We start from the raw sequence: 25,513 nt of genomic DNA on the forward strand, positions 1-25,513 counted from the left end.
GCGCGATCAGAAATCGGCCAGGCGCGTCACCGCGACCTGGCCACTGTAAGGCCCTGCCCCTACGCGCAAGGTCACCAGCAAGCGAACCAGACGTCCTTGCTCGACCGCCTGCTGCAGAGCCTGGCGCGCTTGCGCGCCGATCTGCGTGTGCCACTGCGCCAGCCAAGCCTGGGACAGCACTGATCCTCCCAGGTCCGGGGCCACATCGATAACCGCCTCTTCGCTGACGGCCACCAGCACGAGGTAGACCCTGCCTGTCGACGACTGCCCATACTGGACGACATTGCCGATACGCTGCTGGTGGCTCAATCCATAACGCCTGAGCATATCGTCGACCACGTTGATGGCGTGCTGGCGCATGCGTCTGCCACTGACAGTGCCGAGCAATTGCTGGCTGTGGGCATCCACGGCTCGCAGGTAGTACACCGGAGGCCTGGCTGCCGGAGCATCCAGCGCCAGCGTCAACCGCCACCCCCTCTGCCCCTCCAGCTGCAAGGGCCGCTGCGGCGCGAGCAACAACAGCGGGTCGGCGAGATCACCCAGGGCGCGGGTATCTCCCAACCAGCCATTGAGCACCTGCTCAAGGTGCAACAACCGCGCATGCTCGCTGCCCTGGAACCCTTCGAATACCGTACGGGCGACGTTCTGCGCACTCTGTTGGGCCAAACCTGGACGCGCACGGCTAACCTGGTAATCCAACGGCAGGGTGAACAGCGCCCGCCGCACCGACCACCCCTGCTGGTTACGCACCACCAACCAGGGCTGTTCGCCGTAGCGCTGACGCACACAGCGTTGCAGGTCATCGAAACGCAACGGTGCAGGTAGCTGCTGCGTCCGGGTAAGCACAATGGCGCTGTTGCTTTCCACCGGAAAGATCGGCACCCAGCGCCCTTCGATAGCGACCCCTTGGACCAACGCTTCGCCTTCGGCTCCATAAAGCCCTGAGCCTGGCACTCGCTCGATGTCCGCCATCGTGAGCTCACGCGAGCTGTGTCGCCAGCTCCGTCCTTGCGGGACCGTGGGATTCTCGCGCAGCTGGAAATGGATACGCTGCCAGACCAATTCGGTGGTGTGCGGCCCCTCGAAGTGCACGCCGCCCAGCACTGGCCGCAGCAATCGTTGCTGGCGGGCCGTGCGCAGCGCGGCAGCGACCGGCAGTGTCAAGCGGGAGATCAGTTCGTCCAGCCAGACTTCACCGAACAGCACCATGCCGTTGCGCCCCATCAGCGATACCCGCCCCAGCGCCAGATGCTGCAGCAGCACATACACCTCCCGATGCCCGGGCCTCACGAAGATGAACAGGCAACGCCCTTGGTGGCCACCCTCCTGGAGAATCCGGTAACCTCGGTCGACGATGGCCCGCCTGATGCCTGCCTGGAATGGCTGCAAGGTCGGCTGCCCCACAGCGCTGCGCAGCGCATCGGCTTCGGGACGCGCGAGCATCCAGCGCCACTCGTACGTCTGGGTGCCGAGGACGTCTCGGTTGACCGCCACTTGCAGATTGTCGACGATGCGCTCGTCGATTATCCGCAGCGGCTCGGAGGTCGCATCATCCAGCCAGTGATCCAGATCCTCCAGCGTGATCGAACTCCATCCATGGCGGCGCCGGGCATTCCTGAACAACGTCTCGCCCATTACCTGCCGGGCGTTGGCATTCATCAAGGGATAACGCCGGGCAAGCCGTGCACCGAAGGTTTCGGCAAAACCACCCAACACTTCAGGCGCCTCGGCGGCGTGCTGCCCCAGTCGGACCCGCACCGGTCCGAACCCTTGTGCGATCCCGTCATCGAGATCGACCAGCCGTTCAGGCTGCCAGCCCGGCTGGACGATGAAACGCACCCGACTGGAGGCCGCCCCTTCAAGTATTGGGTAATAGTTACCCTCGACACGCACACCGAGCGCCGAGGTATCCGACTGCCCCCCGAAATGTACACTGACTTCGCCCCCGGACCTTGCGATCACACGGTCTTCGCCATGAAGCGCCCAACGCCACTGCTGCCAGGGCTGGGAAGGCCTGGTGACCGGCACACCCGCCGAGCTGCCTGGGCCAATGAGGTAGGTACGCGACCAGGCTGGCGCGACACCATCGGCCAGGTAGGACAATACGAACTCCACCCGCTGCTCTTCACTTCGAAAGGCGTAGTTGGCGAGGATGCGCCGTCCCCGCGCCAAGGCGGTCTGCGGGCTTGCCCCGGCGAACGGCTGGTGCCGGCTGCGCGGCCCCGCATATTTCAGCAGCCCTTCCGATTCGGTCAGTTTGCCGCCGCCACCGCGCAGGCCGACCTCGGCATGCACGACCCAACGCCCACCCTCCCTGCGCACTGGCGCCTCGTAGCGCCGCATGGTGGTGGCACGCAAGCGTAGCGTGTGCTCCCCGGCTCGCCGGTAGACGGCATAGAGGCGACCGTCCTGCTGGATGTACTGCTGGCCGGCATGCAGCCAAAGCCCCTCGTCGCCCCCCTGCAAGCGAGTCGCGCCGCGCAGTCGTGGTTGTACCTCATAGCCGGCCAGCGGGCGGCTGGCGCTGAGTTGCCGCAGGCGCAGGCGCACGGCCCGGCGCAGGCTCCACAGCCCACCGGCGACAGGAACGGCGGTTAGCAGGATGTCGGCCACGGCACCCGCCACGCTCAGCGCAGCCCAACCCAATGAGTCGGCATCCCGTGCCCGCCAGGCGCTACCGATGGCCTGGACACTGTGCTGGATATCCTGCAATGCGACGACCACGTTCACACCCGGCACTATCGCCAGGCCAGCCCTGAGATAACCGATGTGGCGCTCATGCGCCTGCTGGTCACGGCTGATCCTGATACCCAGCTGATTGCGCCCTTGCTGGCGCGCCAGACTCATCAGGCGGTTACGCCGGTCCGTCAGCTGCAGGCCGATGAGCGTCTGGTCGATTGCCGCTGGGGCATTCAAGAAGCCGTCATAGCCCTTGCTGGCCGCCTGGCGGAAATAGCTCAGGAGCCGGTCAGGGTCGTCGGTGCAGCGCTGCGCAACATAGTCGGCTACATCCGTGCGGGTGCGGATGGCCAGCCGCAGATGAGCCAACGCCTGTTCAAGGCTATCGCGCTCGATCAAATTGATGTCTTCTGGCGCACCGGGCAAAACCAGCACGGTTAGGCCTGAATCGGTCCTGACCAGCGCACCGGCGCCGCGGATTTCGCTACCCAGGGCCTGGTTGCTGTTGATGGTCAACCAGTGAACTCGCATCCTTGCTTGCGCCAGTGCCGCAGTTGAAGTCACCTGCGCCGCGGTGTCCAGCATGTCCACGGCAGGTTGGCTGAGCGCCTGACGCCAGTGTTGTACGCGGGCCAACAGTTGCAGTTCGAGTCTGTAAGGTCGACGCAAGCGCTGGATATCCGCCTCCTGCGACGGGTCGAATGTCACAGCCAGAGTAGTCTCGAATTGCCTCAGCGGGTCGAGCGAGACCAAGGTGTCGGACAGATACTTCGCCGAGATGCCCGCTACCCGCCACTGGGCCATCTGCAGGCGTCTAGTCTCGGCGTCGTCCTGGCCATCGAAGCCTTCGCAAGCCAGTTGCGCGACCGTCACATCCTCCCATTCGTCGCTTGCCACCCATGTCATCGACGCCTGCGCCGCGTGTAATGGAGCGCCGGAAAAGCCGAACTCGCCGCCAGGGAAGGGCTCGATGACTGTACCTTCGCCCAACCAGTGAAAGCCGACCGACACCGGCCGATGCAGCAGCACGGTGTCAGGGGTCAGCGTAATGCGCAGGTCTTGCTGGATTCGATCGCAGAGCAACTGACCGGCGAATGTGACAAATGGCGGTAATTGTTCTTCAAGCCAATCTTCCAGCGCCCAGGCTGCCTGTTGGTACTCCCTCAGCCAGGCGGCAAAGAGCTCGCGCTCATCTTCGCTTCGCGCCAGCAGCCACTGTGGCAGGTGTTGGGCCAACGTATCGGCTGCCCACAGTTGCTCGAGCACCGCCACCGCCGCCTGCCGACAACTGTCGACCGGCATCGACAGCGCCGTGCGGGCAAGCTCCCGACGCCGCTCGGCCTCCTGATCGGGCGTCAGTTGTGCCAGCGGGCCATTGGCTGGCGGAGCGTCCCCCAACTGCCCCGACCAGTGATCCAGCAGGTCCTGTACAAGACCGGTGAGGCCTTGCGGAGCGGGCACGAACTGCAATTGAGCCTCATCCTCGGGAACCAGCGAGGATACTGGCAGGCGTGCGTTGGCCAGGGTGAAGGCCAGGCGCTCGCGCAGTTGTACCTGGGCCTCCAGGCAAATCAGCCCTCCGCCTTCGCCATGAACCCAGACCAGCAGGGGGGCATCGAGCAAGCCAGAGGCCCATGCACTGGCTTGGACCATCGCCCACACCCCAGGCAGTGGCTGTTCACCCACCTGCACCGAAAGCCACTGCACGGGGTGCTGATCATCGGGCGAGAACAATTGGTCGCGAGCCTGATGTGTGATTTGCCCCTCAAGCACCTGCAGGCTTGCCTCGGCATCCATGGCCGCGAGGATTGCTGCTTGCAATGGCCCCGACTCGCGCCACGGCCCTTCCCCCGTCAGCGCCTGACGCGCCTGCTCGGTCGCTTTATGCCGGGTGCTTTGCAGGCTTATCCAAGGCGCCAGTGCCTGTCGCGCTGGCGCCGTCGCGCCGAAACAGTCCAACAGCCGCTGAAGGTGCTGTGCCCGGTAACGGTCACGCAGACGCTCGGGGTAGCTGTCCGGCAAACTGCCTAATGGCAACAGGTCGGCATAAACCTGCGCTTGGGCCTCCAGGGCTTCCTCCAGCACGCTGAACCACTGCGGTTCGGCGGACTCGATGTGCCCTGCCTGCAAATCGAGCCCAGCGGGCAAACGTTGCCGCCATTGCGTATCGCCAGCCGACCTGGCCCGCCGTGCAACCGATGCCTGGTTGAGCCAGTCCACGGGATCGGGCGCATCGGCAAGCAGTGCATGCAGTTGCACCCTGGCCTGCTCCAGGACCGGGTCGGGGGCGCTTGTCGATTCAACGCTGTCGAGGGGTACGGCATCGAACAATTCGGCCGGTAAAGTCATGTAGGTAGCTCCTTATGAAGAGCCACCAGTCTGCGCAGGGGGACCGTCGAAAAGCGGTACATTCATATTCACAGCCCATCGGCGCCCCTGCGCCCCCAGCCTGTAAACCGGCTTTATGGCTCGCGGGCCAAGCCACGGTACAGCGCACCACCGATCGCAGCGCCAATCAACGGTGCCAGCCAGAATAGCCACAACTGCTGCAAGGCCCAGCCGCCGACGAACAATGCCGGGCCGGTACTGCGTGCGGGATTGACCGAGGTGTTGGTCACCGGGATCGAGATCAGGTGAATGAGGGTCAGGGCCAGGCCGATGGCGATAGGGGCGAAACCTGCCGGTGCGCGTGCGTCGGTGGCGCCCATGATGACCACCAGGAACATCGCCGTCATCACCACTTCGCTGACAAAGCCGGCCGCCAGCGAATAGCCGCCGGGCGAGTGATCGGCATAACCGTTCGAAGCCAGACCAGATGCCAGTTCGAAACCGGCCTTGCCGCTGGCGATGAAGTAAATCACCGCCGCCGCCAGGATCGCGCCGATCACCTGGGCGATCACATAAGGCAGCAGTTCCTTGGCCGGAAAGCGCCCACCCACCACAAGCCCGAACGACACGGCAGGGTTGAGGTGGCAGCCGGAGATATGGCCGATGGCGAACGCCATGGTGAGCACGGTGAGGCCGAAGGCGAAAGCGACACCAAGCACGCCAATGCCGATGGGGGAACTGGCTGCGAGTACTGCACTGCCACAGCCGCCAAGCACTAACCAGAAGGTGCCGACCAGTTCGGCGCCCATACGTGTACCCAGGGAGATGCTCATGATTCCTTTCCTCAAGTAGTTGAACGCAATGAATGCGCAAGCCCAACTGCTTGATGAAGGTTTGCCCACAAGAATTTAGCAGACCTTGGGTTAATGGCCAGTCAAGGCCACGGGACCGCTGCGCGACACGAGGCCGCGCCCTCTCGGACGGCGCGGCGCTGGAGAAAACTCAGGAGACCGGCGCGGGAAGGATCAGCCCTTGACGGAGGCCTTGGGCTTTTTCAGGAGGTGCGAAAACACGGCATGCAAGTCGTCCGAGGCACTCTCCTCGTCCAGGTTGAGCTTGCTGTCGATGTGGTCCATGTGGTGCATCATCAGGCTCACTGCCTGCTCGGCATCGCGCGCCTCGATGGCGTCGATCAACTGCATGTGCTCGTCGTACGAGCAATGCGAACGGTTGCCGCTTTCGTACTGGGCGATGATCAGCGAGGTCTGGGACACCAGGCTGCGCTGGAAGCTCACCAGCGGGGCATTGCCAGCCGCTTCGGCCAGCTTGAGGTGGAACTCGCCGGAAAGACGGATACCCGCACCCCGGTCGCCGCGCGAGAAGCTGTCCCGCTCTTCACGCACCATCTGGCGCAGCTCGTTGAGTTGCTCGGCGGTAGCGTGCTGCACGGCCAGTTCGGTGATAGCGCGCTCGACCATACGCCGCGAGAAGAACACCTGACGCGCCTCTTCCACCGTCGGGCTGGCCACCACCGCGCCGCGATTGGGTCGCAGCAGCACCACACTTTCATGGGCCAGGCGCGACAACGCGCGGCGAATGATGGTACGGCTGACACCGAAGATCTCGCCCAGCGCTTCCTCGCTCAACTTGGTGCCCGGTGCCAGACGCTGCTCGAGGATCGCCTCGAAGATGTGCGCATAGACGATGTCGTCCTGGGTACCACTGCGGCCAGCCTTGCCAGCGCGTGCAGGTTTCTTCAGAGGTTGCAGCTGTTCGTTCATGGGCTCTCGAGGCACGAAGGAAAGTATGGCGCCATTGTACACAGGCTGAGCCGTTTCTGCAGGTGGCCTTTTCGCTATATAGCCATCGAGCGACAGTTTGTGCACACAAAAGATAAAACATTATTTGCATTCTTTGTACACAAAAGGATAATCCAGCGAGCAACTTCTTGACCCATAAGTCAACAAACGGTCGGACGTCTGCCTTCCCTCTTGGAGCCGCCAAGCGCTTTTGCGCAGGACGAAGGCTCCACAACAACAAGAAAGACTTGAGGAGTACTCGCTGTGGAAAGCCGCAAATCCGAAGCCCCTACGCTGGATCTCGCGCCGCCGCTCGAAACGAGCTGGCTGGAGCGGATTTTCAAACTCAAGCAACACGGCAGCACTGTCCGAACCGAGCTGATCGCCGGGGTGACCACCTTCATCACCATGGCGTACATCATTTTCGTCAACCCCAACATCATGGCCGACGCAGGTATCGACCATGGCGCGGCCTTCGTCGCCACCTGCATCGCCGCCGCCCTCGGCTGCCTGCTGATGGGCCTTTACGCCAACTGGCCGGTGGGCCTGGCACCGGGCATGGGGCTTAACGCCTTCTTTACCTACACCGTGGTCGGGACCATGGGCTACAACTGGGAAACAGCGCTCGGGGCCGTGTTCGTCTCGGGCGTGCTGTTCATGTTCCTGACCTTGTCGAAGGTTCGCGAATGGTTGCTCAACAGCATCCCAGTGAGCCTGCGACATGCCATGGGTGCCGGGGTCGGACTGTTTCTCGGACTGATCGGCCTCAAGACCGCAGGGATCATCGTCGACAGCCCGGCCACACTGATCAAGCTCGGCTCGCTGCATGAGCCTGGTCCGCTGCTGGCAGCGGTGTGCTTCCTGATGATCGCCATCCTCAGCTACAAGCGGGTGTTCGGCGCCATCCTGATCAGCATCATCGGCGTCACCGTCGCTGGCTGGGGCTTGGGTCTGGTGAAGTTCGGTGGCGTGATGTCGATGCCACCGAGCCTGGCACCCACCTGGATGGCCATGGATGTGGCGGGCGTGTTCAACGTCAGCATGATCAGCGTGGTACTGGCGTTCCTCTTCGTGCACATGTTCGACACCGCCGGCACCCTGATGGGCGTAGCCCAGCGGGCCAACCTGGTGGCAGCGGATGGGCGTATCGAAAACCTGTCGAAGGCCCTGAAGGCCGACAGTGCCTCCAGTGTGTTCGGAGCGGTGGTCGGCGTGCCACCTGTGACCAGCTACGTGGAGAGTGCCGCGGGTGTCGCGGCGGGTGGCCGTACTGGCTTGACTGCAGTGGTCGTCGGCGTCCTGTTCATCGCCGCGATGTTCTTCGCGCCACTGGCCGGGATGATCCCTGCCTATGCCACTGCTGGTGCACTGATCTATGTAGCGATGCTGATGATGGGCAGCATGGCGCACATTCACTGGGATGAAGCCACCGACAGCATTCCAGCGATCGTTACCGTGATCATGATGCCGCTGACCTTCTCGGTCGCCGATGGTATTGCCCTGGGCTTCATCAGCTATGTGGCATTGAAGGCAGGCACTGGCAAGTACAAGGAAATCTCTGCCAGCCTTTGGGTACTGTGCGCGATTTTCATTGCCAAGTTCGTGTTTCTTTAATTAGTGAATGGCTTGGCTTTAGCTTTTTAGCGATTGCGAGATCGAGCGCCGCCCGCGCGGCGCATCGCGAGCAAAGCTCGCTCCTACGTCTGTTTCAGGTCGGTCTTCCTGTTTGAGGCGCACGCCCGCTTTGTTGCATGGCTCGCGATGCGCCGCGCAGGCGGCGCTCGATTTCAAGCCCACCCCAAATCCGCGCCCTACACCACACGCCACCCTCCTCTTTTTTCACCGTGGCCGAAGGGTATGCCCCAGGTTCCGGTAGCTTGGCTTGAGCTTTCTAGCAATTGCAAGATCGAGCGCCGCCCGCGCGGCGCATCGCGAGCAAAGCTCGCTCCTACGTCTGTTTCAGGTCGGTTTTCCTGCTTGAGGCGCACGCCCGCTTTGCTGCATGGCTCGCGATGCGCCGCGCAGGCGGCGCTCGATTTCAAGCCCACCCCAAATCCGCGCCCTACACCACACGCCACCCTCCTCTTTTTTCACCGTGGCCGAAGGGTATGCCCCAGGTTCCGGTAGCTTGGCTTGAGCTTTCTAGCAATTGCAAGATCGAGCGCCGCCCGCGCGGCGCATCGCGAGCAAAGCTCGCTCCTACGCCTGTTTCAGGTCGGTTTTCCTGCTTGAGGCGCACGCCCGCTTTGCTGCATGGCTCGGTAGGAGCGAGCCTTGCTCGCGATGCGCCGCGCAGGCGGCGCTCGATTTCAAGCCCACCCACATCCGCACCCGACACCACACGCCACCCTCTTTTTCTGCAGACGAAAAAAAGCCCGCCAGTGTGAGAGCGGGCCAAGGACCTACGAAGATTCTTCTAGCGACCCACTAGCTTCCACGATAGGTCGAATAGCTATACGGCGAGATCAACAGCGGCACGTGGTAATGCTCCTGCTTCTCGTCGATGCCAAAGCGCAGCACAACAACATCCAGAAACGCCGGCTCCGGCAACTGCACGCCGCGAGCACGGTAATAAGCGCCCGCACTGAACTGCAACTGATAGACACCGGTACGGTAATCGTCGCCTTGCAGCAACGGTGCGTCGACCCGCCCATCGCTGTTGGTCAGCGCAGTGTTCACCAGCTCCAGTTGCTGGCCTTCTACGCGATAGAGCTCGACCTTGATCGAGCTGCCTGGGCAGCCGTGCGCGGCATCCAGTACGTGTGTGGTCAAACGTCCCATTGCTTGTCGCCTCTTGTGCAGATCGTGGGCAGAAAATACTCGGCATGGCACCAAAATGGACCTCGCCGTATGCGGGAATGCAGTCATTAAGACATTTTCACGAAAGATTGTACACAATTTTCTAAACCCTTCCTTCGCCCTCCTCCCTGCGCCCCGACAAACCGGCCACCAGTCGCAAATACAGGCCCAGCGCAGACGTCAACGTCATTAACTGACCAAGTGGGCAGGTTTCTTGCAAAGACTTAACCGGCAAGGCTCATGCGACAAATGGGAAGAAATGCGGAAAAACAGGCTTACAAAAGATTTCAGAAGTTGTATACAATCAGCCCATCCGGTGGTGCGACATCCCGACGCGGCCCGCCCACCCCCGCACAAACGCACAAGAAGGAAGACTGCAGTGAGCGCTGACTACCCTCGCGACCTGATCGGTTACGGCAACAACCCACCTCACCCGCAATGGCCGGGCAACGCCCGTATCGCGCTGTCTTTCGTGCTCAACTACGAAGAAGGCGGCGAGCGCAACATCCTGCACGGTGACAAAGAGTCCGAAGCCTTCCTCTCCGAAATGGTTGCCGCCCAGCCACTGCAGGGTGTGCGCAACATGAGCATGGAGTCGCTGTACGAGTATGGTAGCCGCGCCGGTGTCTGGCGCCTGCTCAAGCTGTTCAAGGACAGCGGCGTACCCCTGACCATCTTCGCCGTGGCCATGGCCGCCCAGCGCCACCCGGACGTCATCCGCGCCATGGTCGAGGCCGGCCACGAGATCTGCAGCCACGGTTACCGCTGGATCGACTACCAGTACATGGACGAGGCCCAGGAGCGCGAGCACATGCTCGAAGCCATCCGCATCCTCACCGAGCTGACCGGCGAGCGCCCGCTGGGCTGGTACACCGGCCGCACCGGCCCAAACACCCGTCGCCTGGTGATGGAGGAAGGTGGCTTCCTCTACGACAGCGACACCTATGACGACGACCTGCCCTACTGGGAGCCAAACAACCCCACCGGCAAACCGCACTTGGTGATCCCCTACACCCTGGACACCAACGACATGCGCTTCACCCAGGTGCAGGGCTTCAACTGCGGCGAGCAGTTCTTCCAGTACCTCAAGGATGCCTTCGACGTGCTGTATGCCGAAGGCGCCGAAGCGCCGAAGATGCTCTCCATCGGCCTGCACTGCCGCCTGGTCGGTCGCCCGGCGCGCCTGGCTGCGCTCAAGCGCTTCGTCGACTACGCCAAGAGCCATGAGCAGGTCTGGTTCGCCCGTCGCGTGGATATCGCCCGCCACTGGCACGCCACCCACCCGTACAAGAAAGAGAACGCCTGATGACTGCCTTCAAGACCCTCAAGCCCTCCACCCTGGACCGTGACGCCTTCGTCGAGGCCTTCGCCGACATCTACGAGCACTCGCCGTGGGTTGCCGAAAAGGCCTACGACCTCGGCCAGCTGGGTGAGCTGGACGAGATCGAAGCCCTGCACCAGCGCATGAGCGATATCCTGCTCAGCGCAAGCCACGCAGAGCAACTGGCCCTGATCAACGCTCACCCGGACCTAGCCGGCAAGGCCGCCATCCAGGGCGAGCTGACCGAATCGAGCACCAACGAGCAAGCCGGTGCCGGCATTCACCAGTGCACCGCCGAGGAGTTCGCCCGGTTCACCGAACTGAACGATGCCTACAAAGCCAAGTTCCAGTTCCCGTTCATCATGGCGGTTAAAGGCAGCAACCGGCACCAGATCCTGGCCTCGTTCGAAAAACGCATTCACAACGATGCCGAAGCAGAGTTCAAGGAAGCCCTGGCACAGATCAACCTGATTGCCCTGTTCCGCCTGCTGCAGCTTTAAGGACCGAGCGCAGCCGTGGCCCGAGTGCGTGACGCGTCCGTACCCAGGGCCTGGCCTGCAAGCCGGTCCACCTATTCAAGAACAACGAACATAGAAGAGATAACCGCATGCGCACCCTGATGATCGAGCCCCTGACCAAAGAAGCCTTCGCCCCCTTCGGTGACGTGATCGAAACCGACGGCAGCGACCACTTCATGATCAACAACGGCTCGACCATGCGCTTTCACAAGCTCGCCACGGTCGAGACCGCAGAGCCTGAAGACAAAGCGATCATCAGCATCTTCCGCGCCGACGCGCTGGACATGCCGCTGACCGTGCGCATGCTGGAACGCCATCCGCTGGGCAGCCAGGCTTTCATCCCGCTGCTCGGCAACCCCTTTCTGATCGTGGTCGCGCCCGTTGGCGATGCACCTGTATCAGGCTTGGTCCGAGCCTTCCGCAGTAATGGCAGGCAGGGCGTTAATTACCATCGCGGCGTCTGGCACCACCCGGTGCTGACGATCGAAAAGCGGGATGACTTCCTGGTGGTTGATCGCAGTGGTTCCGGCAACAACTGCGACGAGCATTACTTCACCGAGGAACAGATGCTGATCCTCAATCCCCACCAATAAGAAAAGGTCGGTCATCGTTCGGTGACCGGCAGAGGTACATACTGTGGAAGCACACCTTCACGAATGGCTGAACCTGAGCATTCGCTGGGTTCACATGATCACCGGTATCGCCTGGATCGGTGCATCGTTCTACTTCGTCTGGCTTGAAAACAACCTGAACCGGAGCAATCCGCGCGAGGGGCTGTCGGGTGACCTATGGGCCATCCACGGCGGTGGTATCTACCACCTTGAGAAGTACAAGCTGGCACCGCCGAAAATGCCCGAGAACCTGCACTGGTTCAAATGGGAAGCCTACTTCACCTGGATGTCCGGTATCGCCTTGCTGTGCGTGGTGTTCTACTGGAACCCGGCCCTGTACCTGCTGGCCCCTGGCAGCACCCTGAGCGGTGCCGAGGGCGTGGCCATCGGTATCGGTTCGCTGATCGCCAGCTGGTTCATCTACGACTTCCTGTGCGACTCGCCCCTGGGTAAAAAGCCTGCGCTGCTCGGTGCCGTGCTGTTCGTGCTGATCATCGCCGCCTGCTTCGGCTTCAGCCAGGTATTCAGCGGCCGTGGGGCGTACCTGCATACCGGCGCGATCATCGGCACCATCATGGTCGGCAACGTGTTCCGGATCATCATGCCGGCCCAGCGTCAGCTGGTGGCCGCGATCGAAAACAACACCACCCCTGACCCGGTTCTGCCGGCCAAGGGCCTGCTGCGTTCGCGCCACAACAACTACTTCACCCTGCCGGTGCTGTTCATCATGATCAGCAACCACTTCCCGAGCACCTATGGCAGCCAATACAACTGGCTGATCCTGGCTGGGATCGCAGTGGCCGCGGTACTGATCCGTCACTATTTCAACACCCGCCATGACAGCAATAAGTACGCCTGGACCCTGCCTGTCGGTGCCCTGGCAATGATCTGCCTGGCCTACGTCACCGGTCCCAAGCCGATGGCTGTAGCGCCTGAGCAAGCCGCGGCGAAGATCGAGTACCAGCCTCTGCCGGAAACCGCTGTCGGCGGGAAAACCGCAGCCGAGAAGCGTGCCGAGGAGGCCGCCAAGGCCGCCGAAGCGCCTGCGGCGGCTGCGCAAGCCCCGGCCCAGGCCACCGCCCAGGCCGTGACCGATGGATTCGAAAAGATCCATACCGTCATCCAGGAACGCTGCACCGTGTGCCACTCGTCCAAGCCGACCAGCCCACTGTTCAGCGCCGCCCCTGCCGGCGTGATGTTCGACACCCCACAGCAGATCCAGGCCCAAGCCGCGCGCATCCAGGCTCAAGCGGTCGCCAGCCAGATCATGCCACTGGGCAACATCACCCAGATGACCGTGGAAGAGCGCAAGCTCGTCGGTGACTGGATCGCCAAGGGCGCGCCGGTCAACTGATCCAACGGGCACACCCCACGCCTCCTGGGGAGCGGGCTCGCCCGCGAAGAGGCCGGTAAACCCGGCCTCGGTTTCAAGGCAATACGCAAGCATCGAGCGCTCGGGCCTCATGCGGGAACCCCAGGTCTTCTTCTGAAGACCTGCCGCCTGCAGCCCGGCGCTTGGATCCGAGAATAAAAACAAAACTCGAGGTGCTGCATGTCCGAGTCACGCAAGGCGTACATTCCCGTTGCGCCGCCGCGACAGCCTCTGCCCCTGTTCCAATTGATTCTGGTAGGCCTGCAACACGTTCTGCTGATGTATGGAGGCGCGATTGCCGTGCCTTTGATCATCGGCCAGGCTGCCGGGCTGTCTCGCGAAGAAGTCGCCTTCCTGATCAACGCCGACCTGCTGGTTGCCGGCGTCGCCACGATCATCCAGTCGTTCGGGATCGGCCCAGTGGGCATCCGCATGCCGGTGATGATGGGCGCAAGCTTCGCAGCCGTCGGCAGCATGGTGGCCATGGCCGGCATGCCCGGCGTCGGCCTGCAGGGGATCTTCGGGGCGACCATCGCCGCCGGGTTCTTCGGCATGCTGATCGCGCCGTTCATGTCCAAGGTCGTGCGCTTCTTCCCGCCCTTGGTCACCGGTACGGTGATCACTTCCATCGGCCTCTCGCTGTTCCCGGTCGCGGTCAACTGGGCCGGCGGTGGGCACGAAGCGCAAACCTTCGGCTCGCCGATCTACCTGCTGGTGGCCGGCCTGGTGCTGGCAGTGATCTTGCTGATCAACCGCTTCATGCGCGGGTTCTGGGTGAACGTTTCCGTGCTGGTGGGCATGGGCCTGGGCTACATCCTGGCCGGCTCGATCGGTATGGTAGACCTGTCCGGCCTGTCCGAAGCTCCGTGGTTGCAAGTCGTTACCCCGCTGCACTTCGGCATGCCGACCTTCAGCCTGGCGCCGATCCTGTCCATGTGCCTGGTGGTGGTGATCATCTTCGTCGAGTCCACCGGCATGTTCCTGGCCCTGGGCAAGGTCACCGACCGCGAAGTCACCCCCGGCATGCTGCGTCGCGGCCTGTTGTGCGATGCCGGCGCGTCGTTCGTGGCAGGCTTCTTCAACACCTTCACCCATTCATCCTTCGCCCAGAACATCGGCCTGGTGCAGATGACTGGCGTACGCTGCCGCTACGTCACCGTGGTGGCAGGCGCGCTGCTGATTCTGCTGAGCCTGCTGCCCAAGGCGGCCTTCCTGATCGCTTCGATCCCGCCCGCGGTGCTGGGCGGCGCGTCCATTGCCATGTTCGGCATGGTCACCGCCACCGGGATCAAGATTCTCCAGGAAGCGGACATCGGCGACCGTCGCAACCAGTTGCTGGTTGCGGTCAGCGTCGGCTTCGGGCTGATCCCCGTGGTGCGCCCGGAGTTCTTCGCCCAGATGCCACAGTGGATGGAACCCATCACCCACAGTGGTATCGCCATGGCCACGGTCAGTGCCCTGGTGTTGAACGTTCTGTTCAACATCCTCGGTGGCGCCGAACGCGCGGTGCACAACGACGCTTGTCACCAGCATTGAGCCAGACGGGGCGGCGCATGGCCGCCCTGCATTCACATAAGCAGTAAACGCAACACCGTCGGCCCGCCGGAATGGGCCGCCCGGGGCGCCTGCGCGCCAAAAAAACCGCCAACAAAAACAATAAGTCCGGGAATCACAACATGAAGCGCATCACCACGTCCCTGTTGCTGGGCAGCAGCCTGCTGGCCACCCTCCCCTCGCATGCAGGCGAATGGCTGCAATGGCACGGCGAAAGCCTGACCTACCTGTACGGCAAGGACTTCAAGGTCAACCCTGATATCCAGCAGACCATCACGTTCGAGCACGCCAACAAATGGAAGTACGGCGACACCTTCATGTTCGTCGACAAAATCTTCTACAACGGCAAGGCCGACCCCGGCAAAGGCGTCACCACCTACTACGGCGAGTTCAGCCCACGCCTGTCATTCGGCAAGATCTTTGACAAGAAGCTGGCCTTCGGCCCGATCAAGGACGTACTGCTGGCCATGACCTACGAGCGCGGCGAAGGCGACAACGAGGCCTACCTGATCGGCCCCGGTTTCGACCTGAACGTCCCCGGCTTCAACTATTTCACCCTGAATTTCTACGTGCGCAACACCGAAGGCAGCCGCCCGGGCGACAACGTCTGGCAGATTACCCCCGGCTGGTCCTACACCCTCCCCGTGGGCAGGTCCGACATTCTGATCGACGGCTACATGGACTGGGTCACCGACAACGACCAGACCCGCCGGGGCACCTACCACGCCAACCTGCACTTCAACCCGCAGGTGAAGTACGACCTGGGCAAAGCGCTGAACCTGGGCGCCAAGCAGCTGTACGTGGGTTTTGAGTACAGCTACTGGAAGGACAAGTACGGCATCGACAGCCGCGGTAATCTGGACAGCAACCAGAGTGTCGCCAGTGCGCTGATCAAAGTGCACTTCTAGAAAACTGACCAAACGCACAAGTTTGTACCACCCCGCTCCAGGACGGAGCACTTGAGGCGCGGCGCGCAAGCCAGTAATCTGCGCGCCCCCTCGATCAGGGCAGAACGGATTCTGCCTGCGTTTACTGACCGCTCAGTCAATGAATACGGGCGGTTGGCCAACGTGTTGCCAGCCTGAAAGACCCTTTTCATCCGTTCAGAACGAAGTCGAGCAGGAAGGTTTTGCCAACCCGGAAAAGTTGGCCCAACCCTTGCCAAACAGCTGTGGCCTATCGAAAAAAGCTGACTCAAAAGACAAAAAAGCGCCAACAACGAGCGCTGACAACAGATCAATCAAGGGAGCGACACTTTCAATGCGTACCATCAACAGCCTGATCCTCGCCGGCGGCCTGCTGGCCTGTGGCACCACCTTCGGCGGCGACCTGCTGCAATGGCAGAACAACAGCCTGACCTACCTGTGGGGCAAGAACTTCAAGGTCAACCCCGAGACCCAGCAAACCTTCACCTTCGAGCATGCCGATGCGTGGAAGTACGGCGACAACTTCTTCTTCATCGACAAGATCTTCTACCAGGGCAAGAAGGACGCCAGCAACGGCCCCAACACCTACTACGGCGAGTTCAGCCCACGCCTGTCGTTCGGCAAGATCTTCGACCAGAAGCTGGCGTTCGGCCCGGTCAAGGACGTGCTGCTGGCCATGACCTACGAGTTTGGCGAGGGTGACACAGAGTCGTACCTGATCGGCCCTGGCTTCGACCTGGCCATCCCGGGCTTCGACTACTTCCAGCTGAACTTCTACAACCGCACCACCGACGGCAGCCGCGCCGGCGACAACGTGTGGCAGATTACTCCGGTGTGGTCGTACACCATCCCGGTCGGCGATTCCGACGTGCTGATCGACGGCTTCATGGACTGGGTGGTGGACAACGACGAGAACCGTCGCGGCACCTACCAGGCCAACCTGCACTTCAACCCGCAGATCAAGTACGACCTGGGCAAGGCATTGCACCTGGGTGAGAAGCAGTTGTACGTGGGTGTGGAGTACGACTACTGGAAGAACAAGTACGGCATCAAGGACAGCGATGCGTTTACCACGGACCAGAACACCATGAGTTTCCTGGTGAAAGTGCACTTCTGATGCGCTGAAACGTGACAGCGCGTTGCATTAACAACGCGCTGTCATGTGCAATAGGCTGCGCAGCATGTAAGTAATTTCCTACAACTTATTCAGATCAATCCTATTCGCATTTAAAGTTGCCTTGAAAGTCAGAGCAAGCAGGCAAGGCAACAACCCACCAAACAGCAACAGCCCCGCTTCTACCTGCCAGTGTTCAATCACTCGAAAGATGTCCAGCACCAGCATGATGCTGCTGATTGTCAATGCCAGGCCGAACATGGCACAGCACTTGTACAACGCCTCGACGCCCGCCCCGCGCAGCAGCAGCCACAGGCCCAACGCCCCCCAGGCCATGACCGTACCCAGGTAGAGCGCCAGGTGGTACACATCGTAAGTTAATACTTTACCAAACATGGTTTCTCCCTCCTGAGCTGTAGGAAAAAGCAAAGTACTGACTATAGGCCCAGGCTTTCCACTTTAACACCGCAAATTTTTGACAAAATTTTTGCACTTTGCTCTTTAGCATGCTTGGATTCTTGCATTCAAAAAAGAAAACAGGCCTACTTAATGCGCACGTCCCTCGCCGCCCCGTGGCGGTATCTTCTGTTAGTTTGCTCACTGTGGTTCGGCATCTTCCTGCTGACCCGCCTGGTATTACTGGTCACCCATCTGGATGAAGTACATGGCGACTACGTCTCATTGTTCTTCAGTGGTGCCCTGTACGACCTGAGCTTCCTCACCTACGCTGCCCTGCCGCTGGGGCTGTACCTGGCCGTGTGCCCGGCAGGCTTATGGCGCACGCGCTTGCATCGCCGGCTGATGGGCGGCGTACTGGTCGTCAGCCTGTTCGTGATGCTGTTCGTCGCGGTGGCCGAGTGGCTGTTCTGGGACGAGTTCGGGGTACGCTTCAACTTTATCGCGGTCGATTACCTGGTGTATTCCAAGGAAGTGCTGGACAACATCCGCGAATCGTACCCGCTGCCCACCCTGCTGGGCAGCATCGCTGTGGTCGCCGTGTTGCTTGCAGTGGTCTTGCGCAAGCCCCTCGGCCAGGCGCTCGCAGCCCCCGGTGCCAATCTGCGCCAACGCCTGGGCGGCATTGCGCTGTTGGCTGTGCTGGGGGGGCTCAGCGGTTTGCTGGTCGACCAGCAATTCCCCCGCGGCCAGGGTGGTAACGCCTACCAACGCGAACTGGCCAGCAACGGCCCGTACCAGTTCTTTGCCGCGTTCCGTAACAACGAACTGGACTACAGCCAGTTCTACGCCACCCTCGATGCCAGTGAAGCCGGCGCGCAGATGCACCAGGAGCTGGCTGAGCCCAATGCCCGGTTCCAGGCCAGCGAGCCCGAGGATATCCGCCGCCATATCAACGCCAGCGGCGAGCCACGCACGCCCAACATCATCCTGGTCACCATCGAGAGCTTCAGCGCCAAGTACATGGGCAGCAACGGCGACCCGCGCAACCTCACGCCCAACCTGGACGCCCTGCGCCGCGAAAGCCTGTACTTCAACAATTTTTACGCCACCGGCACCCGCACCGACCGTGGCCTGGAGGCCATCACCCTGTCGATTCCGCCAACACCGGGCCGCTCCATCGTCAAACGCATCGGCCGCGAAAGCGGTTACGGCAGCCTGGGCCAGCAACTGGCTGCTGTCGGCTATGACCCCGTGTTTGTCTATGGCGGGCGTGGCTACTTCGACAACATGAACGCCTTCTTCAGCGGCAACGGCTACCGTATCGTCGACCAGAGCAGCGTGGATGAAAGCGAAATCAGCTTCAAGAATGCCTGGGGCATGGCCGATGAAGACCTGTACCGACAGGCCCTCAAACTGGCCGATGCCGACCATGCCAAGCAGCAGCCGTTCTTGCTGCAACTGATGACCACCTCCAACCACCGCCCTTACACCTACCCGGACGGGCGTATCGACATCCCGTCGGGTGAAGGCCGTGAAGGCGCGGTGAAGTACACCGACCATGCCATCGCGCAGTTCCTGCGCGAAGCCAAGGGCAAGCCATGGTTCGACAACACCCTGTTCGTCTTCGTGGCCGACCACACCGCCGGTAGCGCCGGCGTGGAAGACCTGCCGGTGAACAATTACCAGATCCCGCTGTGGATCTACGCCCCCAAGCTGATCGCCCCGCGCGAAGACGCGCAACTGGCCAGCCAGATCGACCTTGCACCGACCTTGCTCGGCCTGCTGAATCTCAGCTACACCTCGACCTTCTTCGGCCGCGACCTGCTGCGTGAAGACGCCCTGCCGCCGCGGGTACTGATCGGCAACTATCAGCACCTGGGCCTGTTCGACGGTAAGGACCTGGCGATCCTCAGCCCGCGCGGCGGCATGCGTGTGCATAAGGATGCATTGGGCAACAGCCGGGAAATGAGCGTGGGTAGCGATAACCCGCTGGTACGTCGGGCGATTGCCTACTACCAGAGTGCGGCCAACGATTTCAGCAAAGGCCTACTCGCCTGGAAGCCGGCAGCCGGCGATGAGGAAAAAGGCGTGGCCGTCAGCCCTTGACGGCGCGCCAAATCTTAGAGACCACGCTGACCACCGCCAGCACCACGGCACCGGCCACCACCCCGGCCACACCGTTGAGCAGCGCCCCGGTCAGCGCCCCACCGCGCCCCTCGCTGAACGCCTCGATGGCGTGATGCAGGGGCTCGATGCCATGCACCAGAATGCCACCGCCCACCAGAAACATCGCCGCCGTGCCAATCACCGACAGGCTCTTCATCATGTACGGCGCCGCCCGCAAAATGCCGTTACCCACCGTCTGGGCAAGCCGCGAAGCCTTCTGGGTCATCCACAGCCCCAGGTCATCGAGCTTGACGATACCGCCCACCAGCCCGTACACGCCGATGGTCATGACGATGGCAATGCCCGACAGCACGATGATCTGCTGGGTCAGCGGCGCATCGGCGACGGTACCCAAGGTGATGGCGATGATTTCGGCCGACAGAATGAAATCGGTGCGCACCGCGCCCTTGATCTTGTCCTTCTCGTACGCCACCAAGTCGACGTTGGTATCGGCCACCGCCTCCTTGAGCGCATCGTGCCCGGCGGCGTCCTCCTCCTTGCTGTGCAGGAACTTGTGCGCCAGCTTCTCGAAACCCTCGAAGCACAAGTAGGCGCCGCCGACCATCAACAGCGGCGTAACCGCCCATGGAATGAACGCACTGATCAGCAGCGCCGCAGGGACCAGGATCAGCTTGTTGACCAACGACCCCTTAGCCACCGCCCACACCACAGGGATCTCTCGCTCGGCACGTACGCCAGTGACCTGTTGGGCATTGAGCGCCAGGTCGTCACCCAGCACGCCCGCAGTCTTCTTCGCCGCGACCTTGGTCATGACCGAGACGTCATCGAGCACCGTGGCGATGTCGTCGATCAGCACCAGTAGACTGCTTCCTGCCATGATTGCCGGTTCCGAATAAGTTGAATGGGCCAGATTCTAGCCGAAAGTCGCTGCCTTGAGCGCCCATTGGGGCCGGTGCTACCATGCCCGATCCCTCTTAGAGGTGGCCAGACACGAGGAAGAGCCCCGACAATGAGCACCATTCGCGAGCGCAACAAGGAACTGATCCTGCGCGCGGCCAGCGAGGAATTCGCCGACAAGGGCTTCGCCGCCACCAAGACCAGCGATATCGCGGCCAAGGCCGGCCTGCCCAAGCCGAACGTGTATTACTACTTCAAGTCCAAGGACAACCTCTACCGCGAGGTCCTGGAAAGCATCATCGCCCCGATCATGCAGGCGTCGACGCCGTTCAATGCCGATGGCGACCCCAGAGAAGTGCTGAGTTCCTACATTCGCTCGAAGATCCGCATCTCCCGCGACCTGCCGCACGCTTCGAAAGTGTTCGCCAGCGAGATCATGCATGGTGCACCGCACCTGTCGCCGAGTCAGGTAGAGCAATTGAACGAGCAGGCACGCCACAACATCGAGTGCATCCAGCGCTGGATCGACCGTGGGCAGATCGCCCATGTGGATGCGCACCACCTGATGTTCAGCATCTGGGCCGCGACCCAGACCTATGCCGACTTCGACTGGCAGATCTCGGCGGTGACCGGCAAGGCCAAGCTGGCCGACAGCGATTATGACGCGGCGGCGGAGACTATCATCCGGATGGTACTCAAAGGCTGTGAGCCTGAGGTGGCCTGAACCACCTGCCGCCATTCGCGGACAAGCCCGCTCCTGAAGTCTCTGTGGGAGCAGGCTTGTCCGCGAATAGGTCAGAGCCGGCAATCGAGATTCAGGCAGCTACCCCGGCATCCGCCTTCAACCCGATCTCTTCGATCGCACTGATCGCGCACTGCTCGTCGATATCCGACGTATCTCCACTGATCCCTACCGCCCCCAGCACTTTCCCGTCCTGATCACGAATCAGCACGCCACCTGGAGCCGGCACCACCGGCCGCTCACCCAACCCATTCAATGCCGCGAAGAACGCTGGGCGCTGCTGCGCATCCAACGCCAGCAAACGCGAGCCCTTGCCCAGCGCAATCGCGCCCCATGCCTTGCCCATGGCTACCTCCGGGCGAATCAGGCTCGCCCCATCTTCGCGCTGCAACGCCAGCAGGTGCCCGCCGGCGTCCAGCACCGCCACCGTCAGCGGCGCGGAATTGATCTTGCGGCCCGCAGCCAGCGCGGCGTTCACCAGGCTGACAGCGGCTTTGAGGTTCAAAGCGTTCATGGAAAGGTCCTCTTCTTGTTGTGAGAAGCCCTGAGGGCAGTTGAAAACCGATAGGACAAATAGAACACAACCGCGAATATTTTTGTATACAATAATTTGAAACGATCGTATGCGATCACGCAAACAGCCGTTTTCACGGGCGCTCGAACGAAAGCGAACTGCCCCGATGAAAATCCATTGACCTGAGCCGCCAGGCGTGAATACACTCTGGCACAAAGCAAGTTGTATACAATTACAAAATCAATGAGGCACAAACCATGAGCAAAATGAGAGCAATCGATGCAGCCGTTCTGGTCATGCGCCGTGAAGGTGTAGATACCGCGTTCGGCATCCCGGGGGCAGCCATCAACCCGCTGTACTCGGCCCTGAAGAAAGTCGGTGGCATCGATCACGTCCTCGCTCGTCACGTCGAAGGCGCCTCCCACATGGCCGAGGGCTACACCCGCGCCAATCCGGGCAACATCGGCGTGTGCATCGGTACGTCCGGCCCTGCCGGCACCGACATGGTCACCGGCCTGTACAGCGCCTCGGCTGACTCCATCCCGATCCTCTGCATCACCGGCCAGGCGCCGCGTGCCCGCCTGCATAAGGAAGACTTCCAGGCCGTCGACATCACCAACATCGTCAAGCCGGTCACCAAGTGGGCCACCACCGTTCTGGAACCCGGCCAGGTGCCTTACGCCTTCCAGAAGGCCTTCTATGAAATGCGCACCGGCCGCCCAGGCCCAGTGCTGATCGACCTGCCGTTCGACGTGCAGATGGCCGAAATCGAATTCGACATCGACGCCTACGAGCCGCTGCCAGTCCACAAGCCGTCCGCTACCCGCGTACAGGCTGAAAAGGCCCTGGCCCTGCTCAACGACGCCGAGCGCCCGCTGCTGGTGGCCGGTGGCGGCATCATCAACGCCGATGCCAGCGACAAGCTGGTCGAGTTCGCCGAGCTGACCGGCGTGCCGGTGATCCCGACCCTGATGGGCTGGGGCACCATCCCGGACGACCACGCACAGATGGTCGGCATGGTCGGCCTGCAGACCTCGCACCGCTACGGCAACGCCACCCTGCTCAAATCCGATCTGGTGTTCGGTATCGGTAACCGTTGGGCCAACCGCCACACCGGTTCCGTCGACGTCTACACCGAAGGCCGCAAGTTCATCCACGTCGACATCGAGCCAACCCAGATCGGCCGCGTGTTCACCCCGGACCTGGGGATCGTTTCCGATGCCGGCAAGGCGCTGGACGTGTTCCTGGAAGTCGCCCGCGAGTGGAAAGCCGCTGGCAAGCTCAAATGCCGCAAAGCCTGGCTGGAAGACTGCCAGGAGCGCAAGGCCACCCTGCAGCGCAAGACCCACTTCGACAACGTGCCGGTCAAGCCGCAGCGCGTCTACGAAGAAATGAACCAGGTCTTCGGCAAAGACACCTGCTACGTCAGCACCATCGGCCTGTCGCAGATCGCTGGCGCGCAGTTCCTGCACGTCTACAAGCCACGCCACTGGATCAACTGCGGCCAGGCCGGCCCGCTGGGCTGGACCATCCCTGCCGCCCTCGGTGTGGTCAAGGCCGATCCAAAGCGCAAAGTGGTTGCGCTGTCGGGTGACTACGACTTCCAGTTCATGATCGAAGAACTGGCCGTGGGCGCGCAGTTCAACCTGCCATACGTCCACGTGCTGGTGAACAACGCCTACCTGGGTCTGATCCGCCAGGCTCAGCGTGGCTTCGACATGGATTACTGTGTACAACTGGCGTTCGAGAACATCAACGCCACCGACGCCGCCACCTACGGTGTCGATCACGTCGCCGTGGTCGAAGGCCTGGGCTGCAAGGCCATTCGCGTGTTCGAGCCGGGTGAGATCGCCCCTGCCCTACTCAAGGCGCAGAAGATGGCCGAAGAGTTCCGCGTGCCGGTGGTGGTCGAAGTGATTCTCGAGCGTGTGACCAACATTTCCATGGGCACCGAGATCAACGCGGTCAACGAGTTCGAAGACCTCGCCCTGGTCGGCAACGACGCACCGACCGCCATCTCGCTGCTGGACTGATCGCCTGACGCCCCCAGGCTTGAACTGGGGGCCTTCATCGCAAGGAGACCACTCATGCCTCGCTTCGCTGCCAACCTGTCCATGCTGTTCACCGAACAGGACTTCCTGGCCCGCTTCAAGGCTGCCGCCGACGCTGGCTTCAGCGGCGTCGAATACCTCTTCCCGTACGACTTCAGCGCTGCCGAAATCAAGCAGCAGCTCGATGCCCACGGCCTGACCCAGGTGCTGTTCAACCTCCCAGCGGGCGACTGGTCGAAGGGCGAGCGCGGTATCACCTGCCACCCTGATCGGGTCGAAGAATTCCGTGCAGGTGTCGACAAGGCCATCGAGTACGCCAAGGTGCTGGGCAACACCCAGGTCAACGCCTTGGCCGGCATTCGCCCGCAAGGTCCGGACTGCGCCACTGTGCGCAAGACCTTCGTCGAGAACCTGCGCTACGCCGCCGACAAGCTCAAGGCCGCCGGTATTCGCCTGGTCATGGAAATGATCAACACCCGCGACATTCCAGGCTTCTACCTGAACACCACCCAGCAAGCCCTGGAAATCCAGGCCGAGGTGGGTAGCGACAACCTGTTCCTGCAATACGACATCTACCACATGCAGATCATGGAAGGTGACCTGGCTCGCACCCTGGAAGCCAACCTGAAATTGATCAACCACATCCAGCTGGCCGACAACCCGGGCCGCAACGAACCCGGTACCGGCGAGATCAACTACCGCTTCCTGTTCGAGCACCTGGACCGCATCGGCTACCAGGGCTGGGTGGGCGCGGAGTACAAGCCGCTGACCACCACCGAAGCTGGCCTGGGCTGGCTGAAAACGCACAACGCGATCTGAATCCTTTGCTCCCACCGGGAATGCGAACAAATATAAAAGAGGTAATTTCTCATGGCTAAAATCGGTTTCCTCGGCACCGGCATCATGGGCAAACCCATGGCCCAGAACCTGCAAAAAGCAGGTCACAGCATCTTCGTTTCCACCCACCACGACGCCGCCCCTGCCGACCTGATCGCCGCTGGCGCAGTGGCCCTGGCCAACCCGAAGGAAGTGGCCCAGGAAGCCGAGTTCATCATCGTCATGGTGCCGGACACCCCACAGGTCGAAAGCGTGCTGTTCGATGAGAACGGCGTTGTCGAGGGCGTAGGTCCGAACAAGGTAGTGATCGACATGAGCTCGATCTCGCCCACCGCGACCAAAGTCTTCGCCGAGAAGATCAAGGCCACCGGCGCTGCCTACCTGGACGCGCCGGTATCCGGCGGTGAAGTCGGCGCCAAGGCCGCGACCCTGAGCATCATGGTCGGTGGCTGCCCGAAAGCCTTCGAGCGCGCCCTGCCGCTGTTCGAAGCCATGGGCAAGAACATCACCCGCGTCGGCGGTAACGGCGACGGCCAGACCGCCAAGGTCGCCAACCAGATCATCGTCGCCCTGAATATCCAGGCCGTTGCCGAAGCCCTGCTGTTCGCTGCCAAGAACGGCGCGGACCCTGCCAAGGTCCGTGAAGCTCTGATGGGCGGCTTCGCTTCGTCGAAGATCCTTGAAGTGCACGCCGAGCGCATGATCAAAGGCACCTTCGACCCAGGCTTCCGCATCAACCTGCACCAGAAGGACCTGAACCTGGCCCTGCAAGGCGCCAAGGAACTGGGCATCAACCTGCCCAACACCTCCAATGCCCAGCAAGTATTCAGCACCTGCGTGGCGCTGGGCGGCGGCAACTGGGACCACTCCGCGCTGATCAAGGGCCTGGAGCACATGGCCAACTTCTCGATCCGCGACCTCTAGG

At 61.9% G+C, this 25,513-nt stretch carries 20 protein-coding genes; 13 read left to right on the forward strand and 7 right to left on the reverse strand.

What is annotated here, in order from left to right; all coding sequences use genetic code 11:
* Window positions 1-6 precede the first annotated feature (6 nt).
* The 3 genes from VXM67_RS18640 to VXM67_RS18650 form a co-directional block, all read right to left on the reverse strand.
* The gene (locus VXM67_RS18640) at window positions 7-5,028 is read right to left on the reverse strand and encodes a DUF6543 domain-containing protein (protein WP_186598970.1); all 5,022 of its coding nucleotides are present in this window, start codon (window positions 5,026-5,028) and stop codon (window positions 7-9) included.
* Between the two features lie 113 nt (window positions 5,029-5,141).
* Complete coding sequence (gene aqpZ, locus VXM67_RS18645) at window positions 5,142-5,840, reverse strand: aquaporin Z (RefSeq protein WP_023381443.1); 699 nt, start codon at window positions 5,838-5,840, stop codon at window positions 5,142-5,144.
* A 192-nt stretch (window positions 5,841-6,032) separates the two neighbouring features.
* Window positions 6,033-6,788: a GntR family transcriptional regulator gene (locus tag VXM67_RS18650; protein ID WP_023381444.1), complete on the reverse strand. Its 756-nt coding sequence runs from the start codon at window positions 6,786-6,788 to the stop codon at window positions 6,033-6,035.
* Window positions 6,789-7,100: 312 nt separating this feature from the next.
* Here VXM67_RS18650 and VXM67_RS18655 point away from each other — a divergent pair, with 312 nt between their 5' ends.
* Complete coding sequence (locus VXM67_RS18655) at window positions 7,101-8,420, forward strand: NCS2 family permease (protein ID WP_238546561.1); 1,320 nt, start codon at window positions 7,101-7,103, stop codon at window positions 8,418-8,420.
* A gap of 813 nt (window positions 8,421-9,233) precedes the next feature.
* Here the strand turns inward: VXM67_RS18655 and uraH are convergent.
* Entirely contained in the window at window positions 9,234-9,587 is a 354-nt protein-coding gene (gene uraH / locus VXM67_RS18660; protein ID WP_023381446.1) for a hydroxyisourate hydrolase, read from the reverse strand.
* A 397-nt stretch (window positions 9,588-9,984) separates the two neighbouring features.
* Between uraH and puuE the strand changes: the two genes are divergently transcribed.
* The 7 genes from puuE to VXM67_RS18695 all read left to right on the forward strand — a co-directional run bounded on the left by puuE (window position 9,985) and on the right by VXM67_RS18695 (window position 17,024).
* The gene (gene puuE, locus VXM67_RS18665) at window positions 9,985-10,911 is read left to right on the forward strand and encodes an allantoinase PuuE (RefSeq protein WP_023381447.1); all 927 of its coding nucleotides are present in this window, start codon (window positions 9,985-9,987) and stop codon (window positions 10,909-10,911) included.
* Entirely contained in the window at window positions 10,911-11,426 is a 516-nt protein-coding gene (gene uraD / locus VXM67_RS18670) for a 2-oxo-4-hydroxy-4-carboxy-5-ureidoimidazoline decarboxylase (protein WP_023381448.1), read from the forward strand. Before puuE ends, uraD begins: the two co-directional genes overlap by 1 nt.
* 107 nt (window positions 11,427-11,533) lie before the next feature.
* Window positions 11,534-12,037, forward strand: coding sequence for an ureidoglycolate lyase (locus VXM67_RS18675; protein ID WP_012315446.1), 504 nt, complete (start codon window positions 11,534-11,536; stop codon window positions 12,035-12,037).
* Window positions 12,038-12,080: 43 nt separating this feature from the next.
* Window positions 12,081-13,409 carry a urate hydroxylase PuuD gene (locus VXM67_RS18680; RefSeq protein ID WP_027907559.1) on the forward strand — a complete coding sequence of 443 codons (1,329 nt, stop codon included), beginning with the start codon at window positions 12,081-12,083 and terminating at the stop codon, window positions 13,407-13,409.
* A 198-nt stretch (window positions 13,410-13,607) separates the two neighbouring features.
* A complete protein-coding gene (locus tag VXM67_RS18685) occupies window positions 13,608-14,963 on the forward strand; it encodes a nucleobase:cation symporter-2 family protein (RefSeq protein WP_023381450.1) in 1,356 nt (451 codons plus the stop codon).
* A gap of 140 nt (window positions 14,964-15,103) precedes the next feature.
* Window positions 15,104-15,889 carry an outer membrane protein OmpK gene (locus VXM67_RS18690; protein WP_027907560.1) on the forward strand — a complete coding sequence of 262 codons (786 nt, stop codon included), beginning with the start codon at window positions 15,104-15,106 and terminating at the stop codon, window positions 15,887-15,889.
* A gap of 352 nt (window positions 15,890-16,241) precedes the next feature.
* Window positions 16,242-17,024: an outer membrane protein OmpK gene (locus tag VXM67_RS18695; protein WP_023381452.1), complete on the forward strand. Its 783-nt coding sequence runs from the start codon at window positions 16,242-16,244 to the stop codon at window positions 17,022-17,024.
* A gap of 78 nt (window positions 17,025-17,102) precedes the next feature.
* On the opposite strand, the gene VXM67_RS18700 is transcribed toward VXM67_RS18695, so the two are convergent.
* Window positions 17,103-17,417 carry a hypothetical protein gene (locus tag VXM67_RS18700; RefSeq protein WP_023381453.1) on the reverse strand — a complete coding sequence of 105 codons (315 nt, stop codon included), beginning with the start codon at window positions 17,415-17,417 and terminating at the stop codon, window positions 17,103-17,105.
* Window positions 17,418-17,570: 153 nt separating this feature from the next.
* Here VXM67_RS18700 and VXM67_RS18705 point away from each other — a divergent pair, with 153 nt between their 5' ends.
* Window positions 17,571-19,526 carry an LTA synthase family protein gene (locus VXM67_RS18705; RefSeq protein WP_027907561.1) on the forward strand — a complete coding sequence of 652 codons (1,956 nt, stop codon included), beginning with the start codon at window positions 17,571-17,573 and terminating at the stop codon, window positions 19,524-19,526.
* On the opposite strand, the gene VXM67_RS18710 is transcribed toward VXM67_RS18705, so the two are convergent.
* Window positions 19,516-20,424, reverse strand: coding sequence for a DUF808 domain-containing protein (locus tag VXM67_RS18710; RefSeq protein WP_023381455.1), 909 nt, complete (start codon window positions 20,422-20,424; stop codon window positions 19,516-19,518). The genes VXM67_RS18705 and VXM67_RS18710 overlap by 11 nt on opposite strands.
* A 132-nt stretch (window positions 20,425-20,556) precedes the next feature.
* On the opposite strand from VXM67_RS18710, the gene VXM67_RS18715 reads away from it, so the two are divergent.
* Complete coding sequence (locus VXM67_RS18715) at window positions 20,557-21,168, forward strand: TetR/AcrR family transcriptional regulator (protein WP_023381456.1); 612 nt, start codon at window positions 20,557-20,559, stop codon at window positions 21,166-21,168.
* Window positions 21,169-21,259: 91 nt separating this feature from the next.
* Here VXM67_RS18715 and VXM67_RS18720 read toward each other — a convergent pair whose 3' ends face one another.
* On the reverse strand, window positions 21,260-21,700 hold the full coding sequence (locus VXM67_RS18720) for a heme-binding protein (protein ID WP_023381457.1): 441 nt from the start codon (window positions 21,698-21,700) through the stop codon (window positions 21,260-21,262).
* 257 nt (window positions 21,701-21,957) lie between these two features.
* On the opposite strand from VXM67_RS18720, the gene gcl reads away from it, so the two are divergent.
* The 3 genes from gcl to VXM67_RS18735 are packed head-to-tail and all read left to right on the forward strand — an operon-like array spanning window position 21,958 to window position 25,512.
* Window positions 21,958-23,733 carry a glyoxylate carboligase gene (gene gcl / locus VXM67_RS18725; RefSeq protein ID WP_023381458.1) on the forward strand — a complete coding sequence of 592 codons (1,776 nt, stop codon included), beginning with the start codon at window positions 21,958-21,960 and terminating at the stop codon, window positions 23,731-23,733.
* 54 nt (window positions 23,734-23,787) lie between these two features.
* The gene (gene hyi / locus VXM67_RS18730; RefSeq protein ID WP_104881432.1) at window positions 23,788-24,570 is read left to right on the forward strand and encodes a hydroxypyruvate isomerase; all 783 of its coding nucleotides are present in this window, start codon (window positions 23,788-23,790) and stop codon (window positions 24,568-24,570) included.
* Window positions 24,571-24,621: 51 nt separating this feature from the next.
* On the forward strand, window positions 24,622-25,512 hold the full coding sequence (locus VXM67_RS18735; RefSeq protein WP_023381460.1) for a 2-hydroxy-3-oxopropionate reductase: 891 nt from the start codon (window positions 24,622-24,624) through the stop codon (window positions 25,510-25,512).
* Window position 25,513: the final 1 nt, after the last annotated feature.

Source organism: Pseudomonas sp. Rh2, assembly GCF_040762985.1.
GTDB classification, from domain to species: domain Bacteria; phylum Pseudomonadota; class Gammaproteobacteria; order Pseudomonadales; family Pseudomonadaceae; genus Aquipseudomonas; species Aquipseudomonas taiwanensis.